Source organism: Enterococcus diestrammenae, from assembly GCF_049384045.1.
Classification (GTDB): Bacteria; Bacillota; Bacilli; order Lactobacillales; family Enterococcaceae; genus Enterococcus_C; species Enterococcus_C diestrammenae.
Map to the genome: position 1 here is coordinate 27,594 of NZ_JBMRGR010000003.1, position 19,547 is coordinate 47,140.

Sequence of the window (19,547 nt, forward strand, 5' to 3'; positions counted from 1 at the left end):
TCGTGGGCAGCAAAAGGAGAAAAAACGTCAAAAATCCTAATGTTTTACGACGTCTTGTGAACACTTGAGCGAGATTTAGCAGCTTCGTGGGACCCTTGCTGCGCCAAGATGATTCGTCAAAAATAGTCCCGAGTATTTTGGTCTGCTCCTGTTGGGTGATTTTTCGCCTGAGAAAGTCGGGCTTTTTTCAGCTGCTTTGTTTGCTAAAAAACAGTTGCCACTTTGGACCTTTCCCCCGAGCAAGTGAACATTTTCATGAAACCATCAAAAAGATATTGCATTTTTCTTAAAATCCCGTAAAGTAGTACACGGACTTATTAAATAGGTAAGGAAATCGCCTGTTACCTTAGCGAGAAGAGTGCTTTGATACGACTTATTTTTACATACGACTAGCCGTCAGTACCCCCTGCTTGGGATCAATGAGTGAGTTTCCACCTGACTTAGCGAAAGGAGCTCTTTTATGTTTTCACCTGCAGAAATTGTCGATATTTCCATCGACAATGGTATCAAAAAAATCCAAAAACCCCTAACCGCCAAGCTGATTTTAGGCTTTATCGGTGGTGCCATGATCTCTTTAGGCTATCTGGCATACATTCGAGTGGCTGCTTCGATTCCGGCTGATTTGGCCAGTGTGCAAGCTTTGGTAGGGGCCAGCGTCTTCCCGATTGGCCTAATCGTGATCTTACTAGCCGGCGGTGAGCTAATCACCGGTAACATGATGGCCGTGGGGATCGCCTTTTTTGACAAGAAAGTCAGTTTCAAGGAACTTTTCATCAACTGGGTCACCATCACCCTCGCCAATATCGTGGGAGCTTTGTTTGTGGCGTATTTCTTTGGTTATGTCGTGGGTTTGACTCACAGCGGGGTTTACTTGGAGATGTTGGTGAGTTTGGCTCATCATAAAATCGAAGCCAGCTGGGTCCAAGCCGTGATTTCCGGGATTGGTTGTAACTGGTTTGTCGGTCTGGCCTTATGGTTGTGCTACGGTGCCAAAGATGGCGCCGGCAAGATTTTGGGCATCTGGTTTCCTGTCATGATCTTCGTTGCCATCGGTTTTCAGCATAGTGTGGCCAACTGTTTTGTCATCCCCGGTGCGATTTTTGAAGGCCACGCCACTTGGATGGACTTCTTGAAAAATTTCGTCTTCGTCTATCTTGGCAACATCATCGGCGGTTCGATTTTTGTTTCTGGTTTCTATCATGCCAGTTACAAACACCATTAAGCAAAATAAGAAAAACGGTCCGATTCTCCAGCTTTGGCGGAGAATCGGACCGTTTTTGTTGTCTGTTTTGATTGTTTTTTACAAGACGTGGTCAAGCAACCCTTCTAGCTTGCCTTTCAAGCTATCGGTGGCTTCTTTGACATTTTCACCGTAAACGGAGATTTGCTTGCGGCTGTCTTTAATCTTGCCCATCACGTTCATCAATGAATCCAAATCGTCATCGGACAGATCATCCACGACGTTTAACATTTTTTCGTTGCCGTCAAACTTGTCGTCTACGAATTTTTTTACTTGGTGGCGATTTTTCTTGTGGCGAATCACATCTACCATAGTGTCGGATACGATTGCTGCCGAGACGATGCCGGCAACGGCTGCCACACTCAGACCGATAGCAACTTTTGTCGATGTTTTCATGAAAAAAACCTCCTGATTTAGTGGTAACGACGCTTCCTCCTCTATTCGAGAATCCGTATCACAAGCTATGCAAAAAGCAACGGCTAGGGAAGTTTCGTTACGCGATTTTTGGAGTAGTTTATCTGGCTACTCCCTACTCTTTCATGATAGCACAGGGGCTTTTTTTAGGATAACAATCGGCTTATCCTGCTGGAAAAATCAGCTATTTCCCACATTTTCGTGACCGTCCCAAGATATTGGCCGCAATGATTACTTGAGAGGGTCCACAACAAAACGCAGGCCTTTGGGATAAAAGTTTTTCACGACTCCTTGGACTTGTTTGCCAAAGCCCACTGGAATATCCGCCACCGTCAACAACACCCAACCTGCGTTGCCACTAGCGGTGAAAGTGGCACCGGCGACATATTTTTGCCAGTCCGCCAAGGTGATGGCTAGGCGCTGACTCGCAGCCACTGCTGGTGCCGTCATGGCTAGGTTGAAAGCCGGTTCTAGACGGTTCTTCTTCACCTGGGCCATTTGCACCCCGCTGCGCAAAACTCGGATTCCCCGCAAGTCAGGGGCACTTTCTGGCACCCACCAGATGTAGTCCCCAAACCGTTCGGGACGGCCAGTCTGGTTGGGTAGCGGAAACTCTTTAGTAAAGGCTTGCCAGAGCGGTTCTAGCTCTTTGGATAGCGGGGTTTTCTCGGCTTTTTTATGCTTGGCTTTTTTGGTTTTGGTGGCTACTTTGGGCGTGGGGTTTACCCCATGGAAGCGCAACTTAGCGGCAAAATGCCCTTCTCCTTGTCCTTGTTGGGGCCACAATCTGACGGTACCTTCCAAACCTGGGACGCTTCCCCACTCCGGCCGGCCATTCGCCGTGCCTTCGATGGCAAGGGGTATAATGGTCAAAGGAAAGTTTGTGACTAGCCAACTGATGATGGCTTCATTTTCTTCTGGCGCAAAGGTGCAAGTGGAATAAATCAGCTCTCCTTCTGGTGCCAACATCGAAACTGCCGCCGTCAAGATTTCTTTTTGCCGCGCCGCACACTTGGCTGGAGTATCCGCCTGCCACTCCGCCACTGCCACCGGATCTTTGCGGAACATCCCTTCACCTGAGCAAGGAGCGTCCACTACGATACGGTCAAAAAAGCCGCTAAATTTAGGGACCAATTCCGCCGGCGCATGGTTGGTGACCAGACAGTTGGTAGCCCCCCAGCGTTCGAGATTTTCTGAAAGAATCTTGGCTCGTTTGCTGAAGATTTCATTTGCTACCAGTAGGCCTTGGTTTTGCATCTGAGCCGCCAGCTGAGTGGATTTGCCCCCCGGCGCAGCACAGAGATCCAAGACTTTTTCTCCCGGTTGGGCTTGGGCAATCGCCGCGACAATCATGGCACTAGGCTCTTGGCTGTAGACATAGCCCGCCTGATGCAATAAACTATGGCCTCCCACCGTCCCCAGATAACTTTCTTCCCCAAAAGGAGCCGGGATCAGTTCTTCTGGGCCAAACTGGGTCAGCATTTGCCGATAAGCAGGTTTCAGAGAATTGACTCGAAAAGCTTTTTGGGGTGTCCCCGTGGCAATCGCCGCCAAAAAAGCCGGCGCCTCGTCACCTAGTAATTTGCTATATTTTTCGATAAATGGCTTCGGTAACTCCATTTTTGCCTCCATTTCCGGCACCACCATTAGGTCCCGAATCTTTGATAATTGGTCTAAGATAAAAGAAAAAGAAAAAAGGGCGATTCACTTCCCGAGAACGCCTTAGTCAGCAAGGAAAAGACCAGCTTTCCGCCAATCAGTCCTACACTGGCTAATTGCCACGCAAAATAAGACGAAACCAACTCCAGGCCTGTGCCTTGCTGCTAGTTGCGACGGGTATTTACTTTTAGCTGATACACTGCCAGCAATGAAATCCGGCTGTTTCATCCAGCTGAATAGTGGGGCCCTCTTTCAACGTGTTTTAGTATATACGGGATTGGCTAGGTTGTAAATTGGTAGCTTTTATTGAAGAACCCGACCAAAAATAAACAGATTTTTCGTTTGGCTTTTGCCGGTCTAGCTACCGTCAAGCCAATTCCTAGGTCGCTAAATTGCACCTTTTTTGTACCATCGAGAAAACAGGCTGAACTTCTCGATAATCCTTAGTCTATGAGAAAGCCGGCCGGTCTTGCTTCCGGAGAATGCCTCGGGTGATAGTGGGACCGGTAAGATTTAGCGGGCATCATAATGACGGCATGATAAGTCACTTAATTCCTGAACCATCAAGCTTTTTGAAGCTAAATTTTTTGTAAGTTCTTTATCTATAAATAAAACCTCCCAAACTCTTTTAAATCAGAGTTTGGGAGGTTTTTGGTATCCCGTCAGTGCCAAATAACTAAAGCAACTGTTGCTCAAAAAAGGCTGCGACTTCTTCCATAGTAGACACTTGCACCAAATGACGGGCATCTTCTTTAGCAAAGGCCAGCTGTTGTTCCGGATGTTTGTCCACAAAAGACGCGACTTCTTCAAAAGGAATCTTTTCATCTTGACGACCGTGCCAAAAGTACAAAGGCCGCTTTTCCAATGTTTCAGGATGCCGACTCAAATCATAATCTTCTATCCAAGAAAGCAAGTGAACAAAATCTTTCGGTAACTTCATCCCTTCTTGGGCTCCCCGGCGCAACATGTAATCTCGATATTTCGCCGGACTAGGCGTCCCCATTACACAAGCTGCGGCGGTGATTTCAGGGTGTTGGGTCAAAAGGGCACAGGTAGTCATGCCCCCCATGGAAACCCCGCCGACACCGATTTTATCCGTCACCAAGTTCAGTTTACGAAAATAATCCAGCAAATACTCAAACTCAAAAAGATTGCTATAAATGCTACTCCAAAAAGTTTGCGAAATAATGGGAGATACGGGTCGCAAGCGTTCCCCGTGATTGTCCGCATCGGGCAAAATCACCCGCATTCCCTTAGCCGCTAATTTCCGTCCTTGGGTCAAAACCAATTCTTTTCGCGTTTGCCAGCCATGGTAGTACACCACTAATGGCAACCGATTATGAACGTGTTCTTGGTTAACTACTTCAAGTAAAGGAATCGCTCCTACTTGTCGCTTCCGTACAGTCAATTTCATGTGGGACTCCTTTTCCTTACTACCTTAACCTTTTGATTACAAAACCGTATTTAGTTTAGATGCTTAGTTTAAACGGCTTAGTTTACATTCATTTTTGATCCAACAATCTTGCATTAATGGTTCTAGTATACTTTCTACCCACACATTTTGAAAGATATTCCACTTACTCTAAGTTTGAAGCTCAAAGGAAAATGACAAATTGCTTTGTACTTGACATTTGCCGGTCTAGCTACCGTCAACCCGATTACTCCGGAGCTAAATTTTATCAGCTCTTTATCTACAAGAAAGCCGCCACCGCGAATAAAATCGTGGCGAAGGCCTCCCCTAACTATTTATCTTCCTTGAAACCAGCGATACACGGTGACCATCGACCCTGCTGTCAGCTGCCTAGCTGGTGGTTGCTCCACCAAACAATTGCTATGGTGTATTTGTTGAAAACGAGCAACTGGTGGCTTTTTGGGGACCAAGGTGACTTGACCGTTGGCGCTGTAGCCGCTGATAAAGCGCCGCAGCTTGCTTCTTTTCCCTTCCCCGGCCAGTAAGAGTTGCTGTTCTTTTTTCAACTCAAAGATCGGTGCTTGATAAAAATGCGCCAACAGCGACCAATAAAACAAATGAAAATCCACGAGGGTTGCCAACGGGTTTCCCGACAAGCACAGTATGGGAATCCCTTCCCAGACTGCTGCCATGACGGGGGTGCCAGGTTTAAAGGCTACAAAATGAAACAAGCTTTCCGCTCCAAGCGCCGCAAAGGTCTGTGGCAAAAAATCTTTTTGCCCGACGGAGACCCCTCCTGTGGTGAGGATTAAATCGGCCTGGGGTGCCACTTGTTGGAGTTGTTGGGTAAATTGTTTTGGGTCATCCCCACAGATGCTTTGCCAGACCACCTCTCCACCAGACCGGCGAATATAGGAGGCTAAAACATAAGCTGAACTATTGTAGATTTCGGTGGCGGCTAAAGGGGTTCCCACTGCTTTTAGTTCGCTACCGGTGGCAATGATGGCTACCCGCAGCTTTTTTTTGACCGCGACGGTGGCTGCCCCGATACTGGCTAAAACCCCTAAGCTTTCACTTGTGATGTATTGGGAAGCCGCCAGAACCGCCTCTTGAGCTTGGAGGTCTTCGCCAATCCCGATATAGTGTTTGCCTCTGGGAATTTCTCGAAAAAGCTTGACCTGCGCCTGCCCGTAGTCAGTCCACTCCTGCGGCACGACACTATCCACCCCGACAGGTAAAGCCGCCCCCGTCATCACCCGGACAGCTGTGCCTGGTGGTATCTGCAAAGCTGATGGGTCATCGCCGGCAAATAAGCAGCCTACCACCGGCAAAACTACCGGCTGAGCAGCAGTGGTGCCCACGGTACTGCTAGCTGCGACCCCATAGCCATCCATCGCAGCTCGGGGAAAAGCCGGAACTGCCCTCGGAGCCCGCACAGTTTCAGCGGTGATCCGCCCTTCACAGTCGGCTAAAGGCAGCCGTTCGACTTTTGTTTGAGGGGCCAACCGTTCTTTGATAGCTAAGACCGCCGCTTCTAATTCAATCATTTTGTTTCCCCATCTCTTTATCTCGTCTCGTTAAGGCAATGGTTCGATGGCCACTGCACAAACTTTGTATTCCGGAATGATGGCGATGTCGTCAAAAACCGCATTGGTCAGTTCATTGGCATTGCCGTCTTCAAAATGGAAGGTCATGAAAGACGCTCCCGGAAGGACCTTGTCTCCCACGACTGCTCGGGTTTCGATCGTCCCTCGCCGGGAAGAGACCCGCACCCGACTGCCATCGCTGATTCCCATCATTTGGGCATCCTCACGATTGAGCTCGATATAAGAATCCGGAGCCAGCTGATTGATGCCAGCTGTTTTCTTGGTCATGGCTCCCGTGTTGTATTGATAAAGCATCCGGCCAGTGGATAGTAGATAAGGATAGTCCGCGTCAGGCAATTCTTTGGCCGCATGATAATGCAAGGCTTGAAACAGGCCTTTGCCACGGGCGAATTCGCCGATGTGCATGATGGCCGTACCTGGATCTTTGAGACTTCGACAAGGCCACTGGAGCCCTGCGATGTTTTCCAGACGTTCATAAGTGACTCCGGCAAACGTCGGTACTACGCTGGCAATCTCTTCCATAATTTCTTGGGGTCCTTGGTAAGCCATCGGATACCCCATGCGCGTAGCAACTTGGCAGAAGACGCGGAAGTCCTCCCAGCCAGAACCCACCGGAGCCACAGCTTGCCGCACTCGCTGAATCCGGCGCTCGGTATTGGTGAAGGTGCCGTCTTTTTCGGCAAAGCTAATCCCCGGCAAGACGACATCGGCATATTTGGCCGTTTCCGTCAGAAATAAATCTTGCACCACCAGAAATTCCAAACTCGTCAACGCATGGCGGACATGGCTTAAATCAGGATCGGTCACTGCTGGATCTTCCCCGAAAATATACAACCCTTTGATTTCGCCACGACTGGCTGCTGGTAAGACTTGGGTCGAGGTCAAACCGATTGCTGGATTGAGGCGAGTTTGCCATGCGCGACTGAATTTTTCAATCGTAGCTGGATCAGCGACCTTCTGATAGCCGGGAAAATCAAAGGGAGAACAGCCCATATCACAAGCCCCTTGGACATTGTTTTGACCCCTTAGTGGATTTACCCCACAGCCGGAACGTCCGAGTTTGCCTACCAACAAAGCGATATTGGACATACTCATGACGCCTTCTGTCCCACTGGAGTGTTCTGTTACCCCCAAACAATAAATGATCGGCGCCTTGTCCGCTTTGGCATATAAGCGAGCTGCCGCCACTAAATCGGCTTCGGCAATGCCACAGATTGCAGCGACCTTGGCAGGAGGATAGTCCGCGACCACTTGACGCAAAGCCGCAAAACCTTCCGTACGTTGGGCGATAAAGTCCATGTCCGCCAAGCCTTCTTCAATGATGACATGCATCAAGCCGTTAGCAAAGGCCACATTGGTACCGGCTTTGATTTGCAAATGCAAGGTAGCTTGATGGGCCAAGTCGATTTTCCGAGGATCGACGACGATCAGCTTGGTGCCTCGTTGCACCGCTTGGCGAATTTGCGCTCCGATCACCGGATGGGCTTCAGTCGGATTGGATCCCACCAACAAGATGACGTCCACATCTCCGGTGATATCGGCAATCGGATTGGTCATGGCGCCGCTACCTAAAGTCATCGCCAACCCATGGACGGAAGCCGAGTGACAGACCCGGGCACAGTTGTCGACATTGTTGGTTTGAAAAGCGGTGCGTACCATCTTTTGAAACACATAATTGTCTTCATTGGTGGAGCGAGAACAAGAAAAGCCCGCCAAACTATCGCCACCATAGGCTTCTTTCAGGAGACTAAAGCCTTCCACCACCGCATCGAGGGCTTCTTCCCATGTGGCTTCTTCAAACTGGCCATTGCGTTTGATGAGGGGTTGTTTCAGGCGCTCGCCGCTGGTGACAAATTTATAGGAGGCAAACTTCCCTTTGACACACAGCAGATTTTGATTGGCTGGTCCCTCTGCCGGCTCCACATCGACAATTTTGCCGTCTTTGACAATAAAGTAAAACTGACAACCAGTGCCGCAGTGAGGACAGGTGGTCAAAACTTTTTCCGTCTGCCATTTGCGATAGCTTTGATGGCCTTTGGTGCTCAAAGCCCCCGTCGGACAAACCGAGACACAGTTGCCACAGGATTCACACAGAGACTCGCTCCAATTGCCACCGCCACAAGGAAGCATCTTGGTATCAAAGCCTCGATTGGCGGTACGGATGACATCCCGGCCCTGCCGCATTTGACAAACTCGAGCGCACCGCCGACACATGATACATTTTTCCGGATCGTAATCAAAAAAGGGATTGCTAGTATCTTTTTGATTGGGCAATTGCCGTTTACCAGTAAAACTCGTGGCCCCGACCCCGTATTCGAGACAGTAATCTTGCAAGCGACAATCTCCGTTAGCACTACAAGTAAAGCAATCCAACTGATGGTTGCTGAGTAATAAGTCCAAAATAAACCGGCGAGCGTTGCGCACTTTCTCACTTTGGGTATAAATGACCATCTGCTCTTGGGCGTGGGCGGTACATGCAGTCACCAAGCCCCCCTTGCGTCCGCCTTCTACTTCCACGGTACACATCCGACACGAGCCGTCTGGGGACAGTTCTTTTAGATGGCACAAGGTGGGAATCGTAATCCCGGCTTGTTGGGCAGCTTCCAAAATCGTCTGGCCTTTTGCCACTGTGACTTCTTGACCGTCAATGGACAAAGTCACGGTCATCGTTTTTTCTGTTGTTTCAATCATAACCAAGTTACCTCGACTTTCCGCTGTTGGACTGTGGGTTGGATTTTTTCTTGAAAATCTTGAGGGAAAGCAGCCAAACCGCTGGCAATCGCATTTCCCGCTGACTGTCCGAGGCCGCAAGCCGACAACATGGTGATCTGGCTAATCATCCCTTGCAACACTGCCAGATCCTGACGATCAGCTTTTCCTTGTTGGATTTTTTCCATCAATTCCAACTGACGTAAGGTGCCCAGCCGACAAGGGGTACATTTGCCACAGGATTCATGGGCAAAAAAGGCGGCCACTTGCGTCAAGTAATCCACCAAGTTGACGCTGTCGTCCAGTACCACTAGGGCACCACACCCTACAGAAACGCCATGCTCCCACAAGTCTTCATAAGAATAGCGGCACGCTGCTAGAGCATTCAAATCACCAATCATCCCCGATTGACCGCCAAAATGAGCAAACTTCAGCGGACGCCCGGTGCTGCTACCACCGCCAAACGCCTCGCTATTGATCAGTTCCTCAAGGGGCGTCCCCAGTTTAATTTCATAGAGGCCCCGGTGTTTCACATGCCCGGTTAAGCAGACCAACTTCGTTCCCCCGCCGCCTGCTGTCCCTAGCTGGCGGAAATAACGGCCCCCTTCCCGCAAAATAACCGGAATACCAGCGAAGGATTCCACATTGTTCACTAAAGTGGGTTGGCCGTACAAGCCGACATCTGCCAAGTGAGGCGGTTTGACCCGAGGACGCCCCGTCTTGCCTTCGATGGAATTCAACAAAGCGGAGTTTTCCCCACAAACATACGCCCCCGCCCCTGAAATAATCTTGATTTCAAAATCAAAGCCGGGAATCCCCATGATGCTTTGTCCCAAAAACTGGGCCTTTCGCGCATTTTCCAAGGCTTGACTAAAGCGTTCATGCACCTGGCGATATTCGCCCCGGATATAGATATAGCCTTGGCGGGCATCAAATAATCGACCGGCAATAGTCATGCCTTCGATAATCGCCAGCGGGTCTTGTTCCAATAAAGCCTTGTCTTTGTATGTGCCTGGTTCCCCTTCGTCGGCATTACAGACGATGTACTTTTCTTTGCCCACAGCGTGGTAGAGATGGCGCCACTTTTTGCCTAAGGGATAAGAAGCCCCGCCACGCCCTAGCAGTAACGCTTCATCCAATTCGTCTAAAATCGCTTCTCCCGATAACTGCAACGCTTTTTGCAAGCCTTGATACCCGGCTTGTTGCACATATTCCGCCACTGCTGTCGGATCCTTGAGGCGACCAAAGCGGGCCGTCAGTACTTTTTCTTCCATGATTTTCCTCCTATAAATTCGGATACTGCCCATTACGCAAATCCGTCAGCAGCTGGTTTATTTTTTCCGGCGTCAACTGGGAAAATACCGTGTCCTTGATCTTGACTACCGGGTCTTGATTACACGCCCCAAAACAGGGAATCCCATGGTACATGAAGAGACCGTCGGGGGTTATTTGATTTTCTTTGACTCCCAGCTGTTTTTCCAACTGGGCAAAAACCAGCGGACCATGGGAAAAGTGACACGGGCTGCTATTACAGACTTTGATCACATATTTGGCTTGGGGCTGGTCTTTTAAGATGGCATAAAAGCTGACGATTTCAGACACGCGAGTCGGCGTCACATGCAGACAGTTCGCTACTAACTGAATCGTCTCGTCATCCAAGTAGCCTTGTGTTGAAGCAAACTGAAGGTCCACCAAAATGTTCAAGATTTGTTCCGGATTGGCCTGGTATTTTTCGATAATAGCTAATTTTTCATCCAAGGTTAAAGTCGTCATCATATCCTCCAAAATTATTTAGACATTGCCCAAGCAAGCTGGCGCCAATCAAAGTCAGTCGCTTTTTGCAGCACGACATCTGCCTGCTGAAAGACGACCGCCGCACTGGGTTTCGCCTTTTTTTGATTGTCCATCATCACAAATAACTGCGGACGGACAACTTTTCGTAACGTATTCGATTCACAAATCAGCCAAGCCTCTGGGGGAAGTTGTCGATAAATCTCAGCAAAACCCGCTGCTAACTGTTCCTCCACCGCCTTCAGTAAAAAGGTTTTGGTACTGCCGGCAGCCAGCATTTGGCAAGTATCTTTGGAGCCTTTGGTAACCGTCTCTTCCTGCCATTCATAGCCACCGGTAAAGGCGGTACAAATCCCACAGCCTAATCCACCTCGTTGGCAATGGCCCTTTTGCTGGGGCTTGATGGTAATGATTTTGAGGCTATACACCGGTCGTTCCTGACGCAAATGCCGAATCAACTCCAGAGCCAAAGTGGTCTTGCCACTATTGCGTCCGGTAGAACCGATCTGGATGACCCGAGGGAGATAGGGCTCAGACATGGTTTTCATGATCTACCTCCTGTGGGCGCGGATTCAGTAAAATCAACGGAAAAGCGACAAAAAGGGCCCCACCGATGGCATTCCCCAGCCCGACAAACAGCAAGTTTTCCCCGATTTGAGCCAGAGAAATCCCGCCGCCAGCAAAATAATAAGCTGGCAAAATAAAGGCATTGGCCACCACGTGTTGGAGGCCGCAGACGACAAAAATCATGATGGGAAACCATAAACTAAACATTTTTCCCAAAAAATCTTTGCTGACGGTGGCCATAAACACCGCCATACATACGAAAATATTACAGCCAATACCAGAAACCACCATCATCAAGGGCCCATCTGCCAGTTTGGCCGTAGCCACAGCTACGGTTTTAGCCAAAAAGCTGCCCTCGCTCAAGCCTACAAAATGCCCAAAAAAGAACGCTACCAAGGTGCCTCCCACGACATTTGTCAGAAAAACCAACAGCAAGTTTTTCACCAAATCTCGCAAAGCAATGCCGTGATCCAAAAACGCCAGCGTCATCACCAACATATTTCCCGTCAAGAGCTCTCCACCTAAAAAAGTCAAGGCGATCAAGCCGATAGGAAAGACGCAGGCTCCTAAAAAGGTGGCCACGCTCCCCCACTGCTGTGGCACGGCGCCACTGACTCGCAAAAAAGCCAAGTACCCAAAAGCAATCAAAGCCCCGGCATTGATCCCCAAAATCACCAGTTGGGCCAGAGAAAGTTTCGTCTTGGTCTTGGCTTTTTCAATCAAAAGATCCATGGCTTCTCTAGTCGTGTAACTGTTCATCCCATTCCCTCCGCTTTCTGCCAATGGCTTAGTTCTTCTGGGGTGTTGACGTTGGTAAACAGCAACTCCTCGGTGGCTACTTTTGCCACCTGTAATTGGGAAAACTGTTGTTTGATCCGTCTTTGCCCCTGATGCAATTGCTTTTGAAAAATCGGTAAACAGGACTGATGGTAAAAGCCAAAGAGGGGTTCCAAGCGCCCCTCTCGTTGATAAAGCACAACCTGCGACTGACTTCCCTGAGCTGCCAAAGCGGAAATCGCCGCCAGCGGTTGCTCCGGCATATCACAAGCCATCACAAAAGCATAGGGCGTCGTGATCTGCTCCAAAGCAGACGCAATTCCTCCTAAAGGACCACAAGCTGGGTAGCGATCTTCCCAAATCACCAGCTCACGAAAGGCCGCCTGCCCCGCAAAATGTCCAGCTTGATCCGTCATCAAAACTACTTTGGGGAAAAGCTGTTGCAAATGCTGGGCGCTCTTTGCCAAGACAAACTGACCATCGATTGTTAATAGCGCCTTGTTGAACCCCATCCGGCGACTTTTTCCCCCGCATAAAATCACCGCTGTTGCCTCTTTGATCTCCATCAACGACACCCTAACTTTTTTTCTGATTACCTAATTTTTTTTCAGTTTCAGTATAGTCACTTTCCCGTTTGAAGTCAACGGTAATTTGAAAGCGCTATCCAAAAAGTATTTGTGCCTCACTCTTTTGGAGGGAGTAGGAGCATAGAGCAGAGGCGGCTGATTTCCGGAAAGACCACCCTGTTTTCGTGATATTCCCTTGATTTTCTTGGTTACTTTCCCCGCTATTGGCTTCTTTTGAACAACTGCTCCCACCAGACGTAAAAAGCGCCCGACTCAAGCCCCTGTTGGAAGAAACGCTTTTAGCGCAAAAAAAGCCTATCTTCCAGCATGCAATGGAAAATAGGCTTCTTCTTTGTATTTGTTAGAGGACTTCTTCAACGCTAAGAAACATACTGTGCTTTGTCATTTCTCTTGGCTTGATTGTTCTGCTGTTGGTTTGGTCAGCGTTACAGGGTGTCGGTGCCCATCGATGGCCAAAGCCACCAAAGCGATGACCAAGAACGCAACATTGAGGTCTTTGGCCATTTCCAAGACGGCTTTTTCTTGCAGGCTAGCAGCGGTATAAGTCGTCAAAATCCGCAAAGCACTTTGAGGCAAGCCTTTCAACAACAGCAGTCCCGACAACATCACCAGCAAAATCCCTTGGTGAAGCAAACTGCCTTTGTTCTGCAAGGTAAACTTGGCTAAGAGGCGTTGATTTTCAGGCAAAGTCGGCTGCCTTTGATACACGTCGTTTAGCCAAGCGGTAGTCATGCTGCGAAACAGACTGAGGACTGCCAAACCCAAGCTGATTTTGGGAAACAAGAGGAAAAGAAGCAGTCCCACCACTTGTCCCAGCAGTAAAAGCTGTGGCGCCCACGTTTCCCCCACTCGAGCCAAAAGTAGTGGCCGAAGCAATAACCCCAGCACCATCCCTAAAATATACGGCAGAAAGACCCGCATCGGCACTTGGCTAGCCCCTTCCACCGTGCTGACATACAGGGAGCCAAAGAGAAATAGAAAATTCGCCACCATCCCATTAGCCCCAGTCAGCCAAACCAACCCACGAGGCAAACGCTTCTGGGGGCTATTAGGCGCGGTTAATAAGACCAGAAGCACAAAAATAATACAAGTGGCCATCAGGATTAAGCCGCTTTCCCAGCTGGCCACAACATTAGGTAGCAGCGTCAACAGGACCAACAACAATAGAAATCCTGTAAAGAGACCCACCTGCTTTGCTTGCAAGAGACGCTTGCGAAACCCGGCAAAATGCAGATCAAAATGGGGATAATGAGTCACCGTATGGTAGCTGGCAACATAAAAAATCGTATAGGCTGCAAACGAAAAAGTCCGCCCTGCCACGCTTCCCACCGATAAGGTCAAAAATAGTACACTCGCTAAAAGCATACCTCCTACCATATAAGCTGGCTTCAAGGTTTGATACCCCGTGGCAGCCTCCTCTTGATCCACCGTCAGTTTTGCTGGCAAAAACCAAGCCGCTGAAAGCCCCAAAGCAAGTGCCGCCACCTTGTAGAAACTTGGAAACATAAAACCCAAAGTCCCCACCAAGGAACCGCCACACCCCAGCAAAATCGCAATCATCAGCAGCGTATAGCTATTGACTCCAGTAGGCATTGCCCGCAACAAAAAAATCCCCGTCATGCGAAACGAATAAAATAAAACAAACGGCACCAGACTCCTCCAAGTCAAGCCATCACTGTAATTTAAAAAAAGTAAATAAGGCAAAAAGCTTAACGTATTGCCTAAAAGAAAAGGCGTACTGCGACTAAAGAACCGCAGAAAGTCTTTGATCTTGCTCATTTATAAAAGTCTCCTTCATCAGCGCTTGCAGAGCTTTCCCCACCCTCGCGAAAAATAGAACCCGTCATATTCTAAGTTTTTCTTAAGTTTAGCATGGAGCAGGGCTGATGTCGAAAATCTGAAACCTAGAGGGCTTAGTAAGCTTGTCCGCGAGACTTCTTGAGAAAACAAAAACCGACGAAACCCGTGTTCCGCCAGCTTCTATGTAGCTACTCGTTGGAGCCAGTGTTTTTGGTTACGTCAATTAAAAAGAACCCTCGCTGCTCTCGCTGAGGGTTCTTTTTCATCCGTTTGACTTTTCTACGGCTGCCAGTGATTTGGCAATCAATGGGCCAGCCACGTTGTCATTCCAAAAAGTAATCAATGGTCCGGTAAGAAAGGCATTGATAAAGGTCCCCACACCCACGGGTCCACCGAGGAAGAAACCCAGCAAGGTAAAGGACACGTCTTGGATGATCCGCACCACCCGATAAGGCCAACCAGTATGATCGACAATCGTCGGCGCACAGGCATCATAAGGCGCAGCTCCCAGATTTGCCCCGGTATACAAGGACACGGCAAAAGTGAAAATCACGGTACCTACCACCAAAAAAAGAAGCTTCATCGGTAGGGTTTCCGCCTGAATCCCGACTTTTTCAAACAACGCCGTAAACATATCGATGAAAAAACCGGTAAAGACCATGTTCACAACCGTCCCAAACCCGATATATTTCCGGCCAAATAAAAAAATTAACAGTAAAAAAACCAGATTCAAACCCAACTGATAGACCCCCAAAGACAAGCCCAGCATCCCCGAAATGGCAATATTGGCTGAGGTATAAGGGTCCATCCCCACATGGCCTTCCCGTAAAATCGTGGCGCCAAAGCCTAAAATCAATACGCCAAGGGTGGCATAAGCGGCTTGTATCAACTGGCTCTTAGTTATTTTAATCATCACATACGGCTCCTTTCCAGTGTTAGCTTCAACTACGTCTCCAAAAGCAACAACTCCGATCCTGCAAAGAACCGGAGTCGCTTTTGATTTTACGCTCCTTTAGCGGTCATCATTGCGACCGCCAAACAACAACACCAAGCGCAAGAGTTGCAACGCAGTACTGATCGCCGCTGCCACATAGGTCAAGGCGGCTGCAATTAGGACTTTACGGGCTTGAGGAAGTTCTTCTTCCGTCAAGAGGCCGCCTTCAGCCAAAATCGACAAAGCCCGGCTAGAGGCGTTGAATTCCACTGGCAAGGTGACGATTTGGAACAACAGGGCCAAGGAAAAGGCGATTAGCCCTAGTTGAATCAAGGCTTGCGTCTGTAAAAACAAGCCAATCAAAATTATCGGCATCGCCATGGAGGAACCGATATTGGCCACGGGGACAATCGCTGCTCGCAATCGCAAAGGGAAATACCCTTTGGCATCTTGCACCGCATGCCCACACTCATGAGCCGCCACACCGATAGCAGCGACGGAGGTGGATTGAGCGGTTGCTTCTGACAGGCTCAACATCTTCGTGCCTGAGTTGTAATTATCCGTCAAGTCGCCGGCGATTTGCTGGACGCCGACATTGTGGATATTTTGACTATTCAAGATGTACTGGGCGGCTTTTGTCCCAGTCACCTGATTACGACTTTTCACTTGATCGTATTTACTAAAGGTACTTTTGACGTAAGCTGAGGCGGCCATCGATAAGACCATCCCGATAATCACCAAAATCATCGTGCCGTCAAAAAAACCAAAACCATATCCCATAGGAAACATCCTACTCACCTCATTCATACTCTAACGAAGCCTAGTGCAAAATCAACACAGGATCATCCCCATGCTTACTCAGCTGCCGCTTCGTCTGATTTCTTATAGTATACAAAGCCTTGATGAACTTTTTGTGAACGATGCTTGGAAATCCTGCGAGCTTAGATTTTCTTGACAAATTCCGATTTCAAGGACATCGCTCCGAAGCCGTCGATCTTACAGTCGATGTTGTGATCCCCTTCGACTAAGCGGATATTTTTGACTTTGGTGCCTTGTTTTAACGGTCCGGTAGCGCCTTTGACTTTCAAATCTTTGATGATGGTGACGCTGTCGCCTTCTTGTAAAAGATTGCCATTTGCATCTTTCACCACTAGGCCAGTTTCTGCCACGTCGGCCTCGCTCCATTCGTGTCCGCATTCTGGACAGACAAACAAGCCACGGTCTTCATAGGTATAAACGGAGGCACATTGGGGACAATTCGGTAATTGAGACATTTGCTTCATTCCTTTTTGTGTAATTTTTTGTGATGTTTCCTATTGTACTTGAAAAATTCACTTCTGAAAAGATGAAAAAAAGGGGTCCGCCTTTAAAAAGGAAACTTTCAAAAAAATAACCAACTTACACTTTTGTCACCTGTGCTTTTCTCTTTCTGCTTTTTCCTTCATATATAAGGGATGATTTTGTGCTAAAAGGCTTCCATCCGCAAAACTTAGGGAATTGTTAAGCCGGGAAATTTTTACAAATTCCCTAACGATTTTCCTTGAAGCCGGCTGTCAGTTGTCCTATCATTAGCTTAAACATAACGAGGAACAGATGATTGAAAGATGAAAGGTGGGAACACAGATGGTTGTCTTAGATTGGATCAATAATCAGCTGGCTTGGCTGCCTAATTATGGGAAGGTCATCGCCTGGCTATTGCTAGGTGTATTGGCAATCTTGGTGATTTCACTTTTGTTTAGCCTCATTTTGAGTCCTTTTATGTGGCTGTACAATCGTTTCACCGACAAAAACACCAGCAATGTGATGGAAAAAGATGATTTTGTGATTGGCGAACTGACGGAAAAAATCCATGGTTCCTCGATTGGTGAAGTGATGGTGACGGGCTCTGAACAGGCGCGCTCAGTCCATCCAGCCCGGTTGTACAGGGAAGCAGAAGCCACGAATGGTCTCTTGCTTCCAGTTGGTACCAAGGTTCTGATCATCGATTTTGATGAGCGGGGCATTGCCTTAGTTGTGAAAAACAAAGCCTTTATGAAGGAGTGAGAAAGCTATGTTCGGTTTTATTTTAAGTCCAGTGTTATTGATCATTCTCTTAGTCGTCGCCCTTTTGATCTTTTTGATGGTGCGCTATCGCATCGGGAAGCCTGATGAGGCCTTGATCGTGACGGGTTCTCTTTTGGGGAAAGAGGGCATCAAAATTTTGAAAAACAGCGGGACTTTTGTGATTCCCATCATCCAAAAGGCCCACAAACTCAGCTTGCTGACCCATAAATTGGAAATCGGCACGCCAGAAGTCTATACGGAACAAGGGGTCCCAATCAAAGCTTCCGCCACTGTCCTGGTGAAAGTGGGCAACTCCACAGAAGCCATCAAGACCGCGGCCGAACAATATTTAGGCAAGTCCACAGATGAATTAGAAGACGAAGCCAAAGAAGTCTTGGAAGGTCACTTGCGGGCTATCCTCGGGACCATGACGGTGGAAGCAATTTACAAAAACCGCGATGATTTCGCCGAACAAGTCCAAAACGTCGCCTCCACTGACCTGAAAAAAATGGGGCTGGAAATCGTCTCCTTCACCATCAAAGACGTCTCCGATCCTAACGGCTACTTGGATGCCCTCGGGCGGCCACAAATCGCCGAAGTCAAAAAGAATGCGGAAGTTGCCGAATCCAACGCGCTTCGGGAAACCCGGATCAAGCAAGCCGAAAACGAACAGTTGGCCCAACACGAAGAAATTCGTCGGAAAACCGAAATCGCTGAAGCCAACAAGGATATGGCTTTGAAACAAGCCCAATACCAACAAGAACAAGAAGTTGCTCAAGCCCAAGCGGAACAAGTGGCCGTGGCTGAAAAAATGAAAGTCAACTTGATTGAACAAGATAAGAATATCGAAATCCAAGCCAAACAAGCCGAACTGACGGAAAAAGAACTCAATGCTACCTTGCGGAAAAAAGCCGAAGCCGACAAATACGTGGTGGAACAAAACGCCTTGGCAGACAAAGCCCGGGAAATCGCCCGTGCTGAAGCCGAAGCGGAAAAAGTCCGCCTAGCTACCCAAGCGGAAGCGGAACGAATCGAAAAACTCGGGAGCGCCGACGCCGAAAAGATCGCCAAAGTCGGTCAAGCCGAAGCCGAAAGTCGCGAAAAGATGGCCATTGCTTTGACCAAACTCAACGAAGCCGGGATCTTGATGGAATTCATCAAAGTCTTGCCAGCCATCGCCAAAGAAGTCAACGCCCCACTTTCCAACATCGACAAAGTGGTCAGCTTTGGCTCCGGCGACGGCCTGCCTGAAATGGGCCAAGCCGGACTCGCTCGCACCTTTGAAACCATCAAAGAAACCACTGGCCTGGATTTGGTCACCTTGATCAATGACTCCATGTCCACTCGCACCGGCAACCGGGAACTCGTCGCTGCCGTCACTGAGACGCAACCAGCCCCTGCGGCACCAACTTCTGCCGTTGCCGAAAAACCGGCTCCTGCTAAACCCGAAACAGAAAAACCAACCCCAGATGATGACCAACCTGGCCGCGGTTCGAAGTACAATATTTAAAGAGGAAACGCCGTCAACTCAAGGAAGTTGGCGGTGTTTTTTTGATACACTAAGGTCTTATAAGTTTTAATCGATGGTACAAAAATGGTGAAATTTAGCTCCGTAAGAATTGAAATAGCTGTAGCTGGACCGGGAAATGCCAAATACAAAGCAATTTGTCATTTCCCTTGGAGCTTCAAACTTAGAGTAAGTGTCACAAGTGCCACCAACTCTAAGTACATTTGCTAGTCTTTCTTAGCGGTCTCTGCTTAGAAATGACTGTATGCGCAATGGTTTTATAGCCATCTCACATCCTGTGAGCGACTGCTATTCCAATTCTACTCCGCTAAATTTCACCATTTTTACGATAGATAGCAGGTTTAGAAATCATAGAATTACTTAAAATGAATTAAATATAAGAAGTTTATCAACAAAACCGGTTGGTCTTGTTGTAGGTGAGTTCCTCAGGTAGTAATGTCAAGAATGTCCGAGGGCTAAAGAAGCCTATCCCATACAGTT

At 48.4% G+C, this 19,547-nt stretch carries 17 protein-coding genes; 3 read left to right on the plus strand and 14 right to left on the minus strand.

Annotated elements, in window-relative coordinates:
- The first annotated feature begins 460 nt into the window (after positions 1 to 460).
- Positions 461 to 1,222: a formate/nitrite transporter family protein gene (locus tag ACO03U_RS03125; protein ID WP_161869336.1), complete on the plus strand. Its 762-nt coding sequence runs from the start codon at positions 461 to 463 to the stop codon at positions 1,220 to 1,222.
- A 78-nt stretch (positions 1,223 to 1,300) separates the two neighbouring features.
- Here the strand turns inward: ACO03U_RS03125 and ACO03U_RS03130 are convergent, their stop codons facing one another.
- From ACO03U_RS03130 to ACO03U_RS03195, 14 genes are all read right to left on the minus strand, one after another.
- A complete protein-coding gene (locus tag ACO03U_RS03130; protein WP_161869335.1) occupies positions 1,301 to 1,636 on the minus strand; it encodes a hypothetical protein in 336 nt (111 codons plus the stop codon).
- 249 nt (positions 1,637 to 1,885) lie between these two features.
- On the minus strand, positions 1,886 to 3,274 hold the full coding sequence (locus tag ACO03U_RS03135) for an RsmB/NOP family class I SAM-dependent RNA methyltransferase (protein WP_204685616.1): 1,389 nt from the start codon (positions 3,272 to 3,274) through the stop codon (positions 1,886 to 1,888).
- 715 nt (positions 3,275 to 3,989) lie between these two features.
- Positions 3,990 to 4,727 carry an alpha/beta fold hydrolase gene (locus tag ACO03U_RS03140; protein ID WP_204685612.1) on the minus strand — a complete coding sequence of 246 codons (738 nt, stop codon included), beginning with the start codon at positions 4,725 to 4,727 and terminating at the stop codon, positions 3,990 to 3,992.
- Between the two features lie 332 nt (positions 4,728 to 5,059).
- The gene (locus ACO03U_RS03145) at positions 5,060 to 6,271 is read right to left on the minus strand and encodes a molybdopterin molybdotransferase MoeA (protein ID WP_204685610.1); all 1,212 of its coding nucleotides are present in this window, start codon (positions 6,269 to 6,271) and stop codon (positions 5,060 to 5,062) included.
- Positions 6,272 to 6,301: 30 nt separating this feature from the next.
- A complete protein-coding gene (fdhF, locus tag ACO03U_RS03150) occupies positions 6,302 to 9,022 on the minus strand; it encodes a formate dehydrogenase subunit alpha (RefSeq protein WP_423104391.1) in 2,721 nt (906 codons plus the stop codon).
- Entirely contained in the window at positions 9,019 to 10,314 is a 1,296-nt protein-coding gene (locus ACO03U_RS03155) for a complex I 51 kDa subunit family protein (RefSeq protein WP_161869330.1), read from the minus strand. The genes fdhF and ACO03U_RS03155 overlap by 4 nt, the downstream gene beginning before the upstream one ends.
- Before the next feature lie 10 nt (positions 10,315 to 10,324).
- On the minus strand, positions 10,325 to 10,813 hold the full coding sequence (locus ACO03U_RS03160) for an NADH-quinone oxidoreductase subunit NuoE family protein (protein WP_161869380.1): 489 nt from the start codon (positions 10,811 to 10,813) through the stop codon (positions 10,325 to 10,327).
- 14 nt (positions 10,814 to 10,827) lie between these two features.
- On the minus strand, positions 10,828 to 11,379 hold the full coding sequence (locus tag ACO03U_RS03165; RefSeq protein WP_423104392.1) for a hypothetical protein: 552 nt from the start codon (positions 11,377 to 11,379) through the stop codon (positions 10,828 to 10,830).
- Complete coding sequence (locus ACO03U_RS03170; protein ID WP_204685608.1) at positions 11,363 to 12,157, minus strand: formate/nitrite transporter family protein; 795 nt, start codon at positions 12,155 to 12,157, stop codon at positions 11,363 to 11,365. The genes ACO03U_RS03165 and ACO03U_RS03170 overlap by 17 nt, the downstream gene beginning before the upstream one ends.
- Complete coding sequence (gene mobA, locus ACO03U_RS03175; RefSeq protein WP_204685606.1) at positions 12,154 to 12,741, minus strand: molybdenum cofactor guanylyltransferase; 588 nt, start codon at positions 12,739 to 12,741, stop codon at positions 12,154 to 12,156. Before mobA ends, ACO03U_RS03170 begins: the two co-directional genes overlap by 4 nt.
- Positions 12,742 to 13,143: 402 nt before the next feature.
- A complete protein-coding gene (locus ACO03U_RS03180; RefSeq protein WP_204685604.1) occupies positions 13,144 to 14,541 on the minus strand; it encodes a hypothetical protein in 1,398 nt (465 codons plus the stop codon).
- Between the two features lie 283 nt (positions 14,542 to 14,824).
- Positions 14,825 to 15,475 (minus strand): YczE/YyaS/YitT family protein, encoded by a 651-nt coding sequence (locus tag ACO03U_RS03185; RefSeq protein WP_204685602.1) that lies wholly within the window; start codon positions 15,473 to 15,475, stop codon positions 14,825 to 14,827.
- 99 nt (positions 15,476 to 15,574) lie between these two features.
- Positions 15,575 to 16,285 (minus strand): zinc metallopeptidase, encoded by a 711-nt coding sequence (locus ACO03U_RS03190; protein ID WP_161869324.1) that lies wholly within the window; start codon positions 16,283 to 16,285, stop codon positions 15,575 to 15,577.
- Between the two features lie 152 nt (positions 16,286 to 16,437).
- Positions 16,438 to 16,770, minus strand: a complete 333-nt coding sequence (locus tag ACO03U_RS03195) for a zinc ribbon domain-containing protein YjdM (RefSeq protein WP_161869323.1) — start codon at positions 16,768 to 16,770, stop codon at positions 16,438 to 16,440.
- A 349-nt stretch (positions 16,771 to 17,119) separates the two neighbouring features.
- On the opposite strand from ACO03U_RS03195, the gene ACO03U_RS03200 reads away from it, so the two are divergent.
- Complete coding sequence (locus ACO03U_RS03200; RefSeq protein WP_204685599.1) at positions 17,120 to 17,539, plus strand: hypothetical protein; 420 nt, start codon at positions 17,120 to 17,122, stop codon at positions 17,537 to 17,539.
- A gap of 7 nt (positions 17,540 to 17,546) precedes the next feature.
- A complete protein-coding gene (locus ACO03U_RS03205; protein WP_270790133.1) occupies positions 17,547 to 19,049 on the plus strand; it encodes a flotillin family protein in 1,503 nt (500 codons plus the stop codon).
- Positions 19,050 to 19,547 lie beyond the last annotated feature (498 nt).